The sequence below is a fragment of the Streptomyces sp. CB00455 genome (genome assembly GCF_001905445.1).
Lineage (GTDB): Bacteria > Actinomycetota > Actinomycetes > Streptomycetales > Streptomycetaceae > Streptomyces.
Genome location: NZ_LIVQ01000010.1, coordinates 62,051 through 70,175, shown reverse-complemented (window position 1 = coordinate 70,175; position 8,125 = coordinate 62,051). Strand labels below are relative to the sequence as shown.

Genomic DNA, 8,125 nt, shown 5'->3' with positions numbered 1-8,125 from the left:
GCCTGACCCTCCTCGTCGATGGTCAGCGCGATCAGCGCCGCACCGTGCTCCCGCGCCAGAGCCGTCACCTTCGCGAACCGCGACTGCGGACCATCACCGTCCTCGTAATTCACCGAGTTGATGACCGCACGCCCGCCCAGCTTCTCCAGACCCGCCCGGATCACGGGAACCTCCGTGGAATCCAGCACGATCGGCAGCGTCGAGGCAGTCGCGAAACGACCGGCCAGCTCCTCCATGTCCGCCACGCCGTCACGACCCACGTAGTCCACACACAAATCGAGCATGTGCGCACCCTCACGGATCTGATCCCGCGCCATCTCCACACAGTCGTCCCAGCGACCCTCCAGCATCGCCTCACGGAACTTCTTCGACCCGTTCGCGTTCGTCCGCTCACCGATCGCCATATACGCCGTGTCCTGACGGAACGGCACCGACTGATACAAGGAAGCGGCACCCGGCTCCGGCTGCGGACTGCGCCCGGTCACCGCCGCGCCCCGCACCCGCTCCACCACCTGCCGCAAATGCTCCGGCGTCGTGCCACAGCACCCGCCCACCAGCGACAGCCCGTACTCCCGGACGAACGTCTCCTGCGCGTCGGCCAGCTCCACCGCACCGAGCGGGTAGTGCGCGCCGTCCTTACCCAGGACCGGCAGGCCCGCGTTCGGCATGCAGGACAGCGGGATCCGCGCGTTGCGCGCCAGGTAGCGCAGGTGCTCGCTCATCTCGGCCGGCCCGGTCGCGCAGTTCAGGCCGATCATGTCGATGCCGAGCGGCTCCAGCGCCGTCAGCGCCGCCCCGATCTCCGAGCCCAGCAGCATCGTGCCCGTCGTCTCGACAGTCACCGAGCAGATCAGGGGCACGGACACCCCGAGCGCCTCCATCGCACGCCGCGCACCGATGACCGAGGACTTCGTCTGCAACAGGTCCTGCGTCGTCTCCACCAAAAGGGCGTCCGCGCCACCGGACAACAACCCCTCCGCGTTCACCTGATACGCGTCACGGATCTGCCCGTACGTGATGTGCCCCAGCGTCGGCAGCTTCGTCCCCGGACCCATCGACCCCAGCACCCACCGCTGCTGCCCGCTCGCCGCGGTGTACTCGTCCGCGACCTCACGCGCGATCCGCGCACCCGCCTCGGACAGCTCGAAGTTGCGGTCCGCGATGTCGTACTCCGCCAGCGCCGCGAAATTCGCACCGAAGGTGTTCGTCTCCACACAGTCCACACCCACGGAGAAGTACGCCTCGTGGACCGTCCGCACGATGTCCGGACGCGTCACGTTCAGGACCTCGTTGCACCCCTCCAGCTGCTGGAAATCCTCCATCGAAGGATCCTGCGCCTGGAGCATCGTCCCCATCGCCCCGTCAGCGACCACCACCCGCGTCGCGAGCGCCTCCCTCAGGGCATCGGCCCGGGTCTGGGTGTCAGCGGGCAGGTTCGGCAGCGAGGCCATGTTTGTGCTCCCTGGGATGCGACGGCTGTCGGCTTTGCACCCCCTCTGTGTCAGGGTGCACGCGGCCAGGGTAACCGCGCGGAAGCCGCCCCGGTGGGGCTGTCCCACGTGGCGGACTGCATTCTGTGNCCCACCGCTGCTGCCCGCTCGCCGCGGTGTACTCGTCCGCGACCTCACGCGCGATCCGCGCACCCGCCTCGGACAGCTCGAAGTTGCGGTCCGCGATGTCGTACTCCGCCAGCGCCGCGAAATTCGCACCGAAGGTGTTCGTCTCCACACAGTCCACACCCACGGAGAAGTACGCCTCGTGGACCGTCCGCACGATGTCCGGACGCGTCACGTTCAGGACCTCGTTGCACCCCTCCAGCTGCTGGAAATCCTCCATCGAAGGATCCTGCGCCTGGAGCATCGTCCCCATCGCCCCGTCAGCGACCACCACCCGCGTCGCGAGCGCCTCTCTCAGGGCATCGGCCCGGGTCTGCGCGTTCGTCGTCATGCCTGCTGCTCCAGCTTCGGTTCCAGCAGCCCGGCCGCGTGTTCCCCGTACACCGTGCGGACGGTGGCGAGGAGGCGCTCGGGCTGGATTTCGTACGCCTGGGAGCCGACGGTCGCCAGGACCAGCGCGGACATCGCGCAGCCGAGCTGGGCGGCGGTCTCCAGCGGCAGACCCCAGCTCACGGCGGCCAGGAAGCCGGAGCGGAAGGCGTCGCCGACGCCGGTCGGGTCCTCGGCGTGGACGTCCGGGATGGCGGGGACGGTGACGGTCGGTTCGCCCTTGCGGTCGATGCGGACGCCCTGCGCGCCCAGCGTGGTGACCCAGGTGCCGACGCGGTCGAGGACCTCCTCGTGGCTCCAGCCGGCCCGTTCGCGCAGCAGCGCGGATTCGTACTCGTTGGTGAAGAGCCAGCGGGCCCCGGTGACCAGGCTGCGCACCTCGGCGCCGGTGAGGCGGGCGAGCTGCTGCGAGGGGTCGGCGGCGAAAGCGATGCCCAGGTCCCGGGCCTGTTCGGTGTGGCGGACCATCGCGCCGGGGTCGTTGGGCGAGACGAGCACCAGGTCGATGGGGGTGCGGTCGTGGACGGTGTGCAGGTCGATGCGGCCGGCTTCGGCCATGGCGCCCGCGTAGAAGGAGGCGATCTGGTTGGAGTCCTGGTCGGTCATGCACATGAAGCGGGCGGTCTGGTGCTCGGCGGAGACGTGCACCGAACCGGTGTCGACGCCGTGCTCCTTGAGCCAGACCTCGTACTCGGCGAAGTCCGGGCCCACGGCGCCCACGAGGAGGGGGGCGAGGAGGAGACCGCCGAGGCCGTAGGCGATGTTGGCCGCCACTCCGCCCCGCCGCACCTGGAGGGTGTCGACGAGGAAGGACAACGAGACATGTTCCAGCTGGTCGGGGAGCAGCTGGTCGACGAACCGGCCCGGGAAGGCCATGAGGTGATCTGTGGCGATGGATCCGGTCACCGCGATACGCACGTGGACTCCTGTGAACTGGTCTGATGCCGGCGGGGCGGAGTGAGGGGTGGGGGGTGGGGGTGGGTGGTGCCTTACGGCGCGGGCCGTGCGCGCCGGGTGCTCAGGCGGCGGCCCTCAGCCGCTCGGCGCGGTCGGTGCGTTCCCAGGTGAAGTCGGGCAGCTCGCGGCCGAAGTGGCCGTAGGCGGCGGTCTGGGCGTAGATGGGGCGCAGGAGGTCGAGGTCGCGGATGATGGCGGCCGGGCGCAGGTCGAAGACCTCGCTGATGGCCCGCTCGATGCGCTCGGTGGGCACGGTGTGGGTGCCGAAGGTCTCGACGAAGAGGCCGACGGGCTCGGCCTTGCCGATCGCGTAGGCGACCTGGACCTCGCAGCGCGAGGCCAGCCCGGCGGCGACCACGTTCTTGGCGACCCAGCGCATCGCGTACGCCGCGGAGCGGTCGACCTTGGAGGGGTCCTTGCCGGAGAAGGCGCCGCCACCGTGACGGGCCATCCCGCCGTAGGTGTCGATGATGATCTTGCGGCCGGTCAGGCCGGCATCGCCCATCGGGCCGCCGATCTCGAAACGCCCGGTCGGGTTGACCAGCAGCCGGTAGCCCTCCGTCTCCAGCTTGATGCCGTCCTCAGCGAGCCGGCGCAGGGTGTGTTCGACGACGATCTCGCGGATGTCCGGGGCCAGCAGGGCCTCCAGGTCGATGTCCGCCGCGTGCTGGGTCGAGACGACGACCGTGTCCAGGCGGACGGCCTTGTCGCCGTCGTACTCGATGGTGACCTGGGTCTTGCCGTCGGGGCGCAGGTAGGGGATGGTGCCGTTCTTGCGGACCTCGGACAGGCGCTTGGAGAGCCGGTGCGCGAGGTGGATCGGCAGCGGCATCAGCTCGGGCGTCTCGTCGCAGGCGTAGCCGAACATCAGGCCCTGGTCGCCGGCGCCCTGCTTGTCGAGCTCGTCCTCCTCGCCCTCCACGCGGCTCTCGTAGGCCGTGTCGACACCCTGGGCGATGTCCGGGGACTGCGCGCCGATGGACACCGACACACCGCAGGAGGCACCGTCGAAGCCCTTCTGCGAGGAGTCGTAGCCGATTTCAAGGATCTTGTCGCGCACGAGCTGGGCGATCGGCGCGTAGGCCTGGGTGGTGACCTCGCCGGCTATGTGGACCAGGCCGGTGGTGATCAGCGTCTCCACCGCCACCCGGGAGGTGGGGTCCTCGCGCAGCAGCGCGTCGAGGATCGTGTCGCTGATCTGGTCGGCGATCTTGTCGGGGTGGCCCTCGGTCACGGATTCCGAGGTGAACAGACGGCGGGACATATCACTCCTGGTGGTATGGGGGACGGGTCGTCGGATCGGTCAGGGTCGGGCGGTGGCGGCCGTCTGCCGCAGCCGCGACACGCCGGACGTCCATGCGCGTGGTGAAGACGAGGACCCGTGCTCCGCGCGCCGCCGGTCCCGGCTCGCAGGACTTCCGCCGGCGCCGGCCGGTTCGACCTCCCTGCCCCTGTGCCCCCGACCATCGCGGCACGCGCCGGAGGCCGACCGGAAACCGGCTCGAGGCCGGGTGCGCCGGCGCCGTGCGTGCTGTATCGGCGCGCGCGGTGCGCGGACGGGGGGGACATGGCCGGCCTCCTGGGGGCACGGTGAGGGACGCAGGGATGCAGGGATGCAGGGATGCAGGGACGCCAGCGGTGGACGCGGGTGTGGACTCGGGTCGGGACTCGGGTGTGGACTCATGCGTGGACTCGTGGGGGACACGGCCGGACATGGTCTGTTACCGAGGATCCTGCCCCCCGGTCCTCGGCCCGTCCTTGAGGACGCGTCGAGCGGAGCTGGGCGACTCCCCCACCTCCGCTCGAAGCCGTACCGGTCCCGCACGCTCCGCGGCGCCGCTACCGGATGCGGAAATTGGCCATCATGCCCATCGCCGAGTGGTCCAGCAGGTGGCAGTGGTAGACGTAGGTCCCCTTGTACGTGTCGAAGGTGGCGTGCAGCTTCACCGTCTCTCCGGGGAAGAGGCGGACGGTGTCCTTCAGCCCGGCCTCACCCGGGGCCACCGGCGCCCCGTTGCGCTCCAGCACCCGGAACTGCACCAGGTGCATGTGGAAGTTGTGCGGGACGAGCTTGTTCGCGTTGGTGACGGTCCAGATCTCCGAGCTGCCGTGGGCGATGGTCTGGTCGATGCGCTGGTAGTCCCAGACCTGTCCGTCCATGAGCCCCCGCGGCTCCTGGCGGCCGTCCTCGTCCATGCTCAGGACGATGTTCCGCTGGACCGTCGCCGTCGGCATGGCGGGCAGGGCGCGCAGCACGTCGGGCACGCGGCTCGCGTCGGAGGCCGTCCGTACGACGTCGAAGCGCAGCACCTTGCCCACCTGGTCGGGCGTTCCCGGGCCCAGGGTGTTCTCCAGGACGATCTTCGTACCGACCCGGTAGCGCGAGAAGTCGATGACCACGTCGGCCCGCTCCGCCGGGGACAGCCCGACGCTGTCCGTCGTGAAGGGGCGTTCCAGCAGGCCGCCGTCCGTGCCGATCTGGATCATCTGGCCGCCGTCCGACAGACGCAGCTGGAAGAAGCGCATGTTGGAGGAGTTGAGCAGCCGGAAGCGGTACTTGCGGGCCGCCACCTCGAAGTAGGGGGTGGGGCGGCCGTTGGCCAGGATGGTGGTGCGGCCGAAGGCGTCGTCCATCACGTAGACCAGCTGCCCGGCCTCGTCGAAGCGGGCGTCGCGCAGCGCGATCGGGACCTCGTACTGGCCCGCCGGCAGCGGGAGCGACCGCTCGTTGTCGTCCGAGAGCAGGTAGGTGGCGGACAGGCCCCGGAAGACGTGCTCCGACTCCATGTGGTGCGCGTGGTCGTGGAACCACAGGCCGGCGCCCGGCTGCTGGTTCGGGTAGGTGTAGGTGCGCGAGGTGTTCGGCCCGAAGGTGTCCATCGGGCCGCCGTCGTTCTCCGGGGAGACGCTGCCGCCGTGCAGGTGGACCGAGACCGGCATGCTGAGGGTGTTGCGGTGGCGGATCACCACTCTCCGGCCGCTGCGGGCCCGCAGCACGGGGCCCGGGAAGTGTCCGTCGTAGGTGAGGACCTTCGTCTGCACCCCGGGGATGATCTCCCTCGCCACCTCCTTGATGGTGACGGCGTAGGTGTCCTGGCCGCCCATCGTGGATATCGGGTCGAGCACCGGCAGGGTGGGCATCTTCACGGAGAAGGGCGGCGGGACGGTGACCGCCCCGGACCCGGCGGCGCCGGTGCCGGAGGCCTGGGCTGTCCGGGCACTGAGCAGCGGCGTCAGGCCACCGGTGGTGAGCAGGCCGGCGCCGGTCGCGGCGAGGGTGCCGCCGAGCACGCTGCGTCTGGTGACCATGGGGTTTCCTCCTGGGAAGGGTGTGGTGTGGGCGGACGCCCGGGGGCGGGGCGGGGCTGGGCGCGCCTGGAGCGGCCGTGGGTGGTCGCGCCGGTGCGCCCCGGACGGCCGTGGGTGGTCGCGCCGGTGCGCCCCGGGCGGCCGACGGTGGTCGCCGGTGCGCCTGGTATGCCCGGCCGTGGTCGCGCCCCGCGTGGGTGTCGCGCCGCGAGTGCACCAGACCCGGCTTGCGCATCACTGGAGCCCAGATGGTGTGCGGGCGTCAGGCGTTGCGCGGGCCTTGCGGGGCCTCCGTAACCCTCCTTGTGCGTACGTACGACCGCGTACGCCCGACTCGTGCCGCCGAACCGGGCGGCCGCTGGGGGAGGCTCCCGTGGATCTGCACGACCTGCACGACTTACGCGACTGGCTGCCGCGCGCGCTCGGGGTGGCGGAGCGGTGGGGAGGGCAGTTCGGCCCGTACGAGACCCACGACGCGCACCGGGTCCAGCCCGAGGCCTTCGCCGAGGCCTTCGGCCGCCTCGCCAAGCGGATGGACCACAACTATCCGTTCTTCCACCCGCGTTACGCCGGACAGATGGTCAAGCCACCGCACCCGGCGGCCGTCACCGGCTACCTCACCGCCATGCTCTTCAACCCCAACAACCACGCCGCCGAGGGCGGCCCGGCGACCACCGAGATGGAGCGCGAGGCGGTTGCCGACCTCGCCGGCATGTTCGGGCTCGCGGCGCACGTCGGGCACCTCACCACCAGCGGCACGATGGCCAATCTGGAGGCCCTGTACGTCGCCCGGCAGCTCCATCCGGATCTCGGGATCGCCTACAGCAGCGAGTGCCACTACACCCACGAGCGGATGTGCCACGTCCTGGGCATGGAGGGCCACCGGATCCCGGCGGATGCGCGGGGCCGTATCGACCTGGGTGCGCTGGAGACCGCCCTGCGCGGCGGACGGATCGGCACCGTCGTCGTCACCACCGGCACCACCGGGCTGGGGGCGGTCGACCCGGTGCACGAGGTGCTGCCGCTGGCGCGCCGGTACGGGGCGCGCGTGCACGTCGACGCAGCGTACGGCGGCTTCTACGCGATCCTGGGCCGGGCGGGCGCCGACGGCATCGACCCGGCGCCCTGGCGGGCGATCGCCGCGTGCGACTCGGTGGTGGTGGACCCGCACAAGCAGGGGCTCCAGCCGTACGGCTGCGGCGCGGTCCTCTTCCCGGACCCGCGGGCGGGCCGGCACTTCGCGCACGACTCGCCGTACACCTACTTCACCGACGCGGACCTGCACCTGGGCGAGATCAGCCTGGAGTGCTCACGGGCGGGGGCGGCGGCCGCCGGCCTGTGGCTGACCCTGCAGCTGCTGCCGCTCACGCCGGACGGCTTCGGGCGGATCCTCGCCGCGAACCGCCGGGCCGCGCTGCGCTGGGCGGACCTGCTGACCGCGTCCGGCGAGCTGGAGCTGTACCAGCGCCCGGACCTCGACATCGTGACGTACTTCCCCGTGACCGCCGACACCTCGCTGTCCTCGATCGACGCGGCGTCCGACCGGCTGCTGCGCGACGGGATGACGGCGGAGGCGGACCCGGTGTTCCTGAGCGTGCTGCGCGCGGACGCCGACGCGTTCGTACGGCGCCACCCGCACGTGGTGCGGGACGCGGAGGCGGCCCGGGTGATCCGCAGTGTCCTGATCAAGCCGGAGTCCGAGCACTACGTGCCGACCCTGCACGCCCGCGTGTCGGAACTGGCCGCACAGGGCCGCGCGGCGGCCTGACGGTCCGGCGGTCCGGCGGTCCGGCGGTCCGGGGCACCCGGTGGCCCCGGCAGTGCCCGCCCCCCTCCGCCTCTCCGCCCCGCTC

Annotated in this window: 6 protein-coding genes and 1 pseudogene; 1 reads left to right on the top strand and 6 read right to left on the bottom strand. The window is 71.2% G+C overall.

Features of this window, described 5'->3' with window-relative positions; translation table 11 throughout:
- The 6 genes and pseudogenes from AMK16_RS30165 to AMK16_RS30145 form a co-directional block, all read right to left on the bottom strand.
- On the bottom strand, window positions 1-1,451 hold a 1,451-nt coding region (locus AMK16_RS30165; protein ID WP_158071268.1), incomplete at its 3' end, for a homocysteine S-methyltransferase family protein.
- A pseudogene (locus AMK16_RS38635) lies at window positions 1,423-1,579 on the bottom strand (hypothetical protein); the annotation flags it as partial. The gene AMK16_RS30165 and the pseudogene AMK16_RS38635, both read right to left, overlap by 29 nt.
- Before the next feature lies 1 nt (window position 1,580).
- Window positions 1,581-1,947 (bottom strand): homocysteine S-methyltransferase family protein (locus AMK16_RS30160; RefSeq protein WP_206780527.1); only part of this gene is annotated, 367 nt, incomplete at its 3' end.
- A complete protein-coding gene (locus tag AMK16_RS30155) occupies window positions 1,944-2,924 on the bottom strand; it encodes a carbohydrate kinase family protein (RefSeq protein ID WP_073920505.1) in 981 nt (326 codons plus the stop codon). The genes AMK16_RS30160 and AMK16_RS30155, both read right to left, overlap by 4 nt.
- 100 nt (window positions 2,925-3,024) lie before the next feature.
- The gene (gene metK, locus AMK16_RS30150) at window positions 3,025-4,227 is read right to left on the bottom strand and encodes a methionine adenosyltransferase (protein ID WP_073920504.1); all 1,203 of its coding nucleotides are present in this window, start codon (window positions 4,225-4,227) and stop codon (window positions 3,025-3,027) included.
- Window positions 4,228-4,802: 575 nt separating this feature from the next.
- Window positions 4,803-6,272, bottom strand: a complete 1,470-nt coding sequence (locus tag AMK16_RS30145; RefSeq protein WP_073920503.1) for a multicopper oxidase family protein — start codon at window positions 6,270-6,272, stop codon at window positions 4,803-4,805.
- 373 nt (window positions 6,273-6,645) lie between these two features.
- Between AMK16_RS30145 and AMK16_RS30140 the strand changes: the two genes are divergently transcribed.
- Window positions 6,646-8,040, top strand: a complete 1,395-nt coding sequence (locus AMK16_RS30140; RefSeq protein ID WP_443333621.1) for a pyridoxal phosphate-dependent decarboxylase family protein — start codon at window positions 6,646-6,648, stop codon at window positions 8,038-8,040.
- Window positions 8,041-8,125 lie beyond the last annotated feature (85 nt).

Bases quoted from the DNA above. Each gene is read 5' to 3' on its own strand.
- metK (WP_073920504.1), bottom strand. From the start codon at position 4,227: ATGTCCCGCCGTCTGTTCACCTCGGAATCCGTGACCGAGGGCCACCCC.
- AMK16_RS30145 (WP_073920503.1), bottom strand. From the start codon at position 6,272: ATGGTCACCAGACGCAGCGTGCTCGGCGGCACCCTCGCCGCGACCGGC.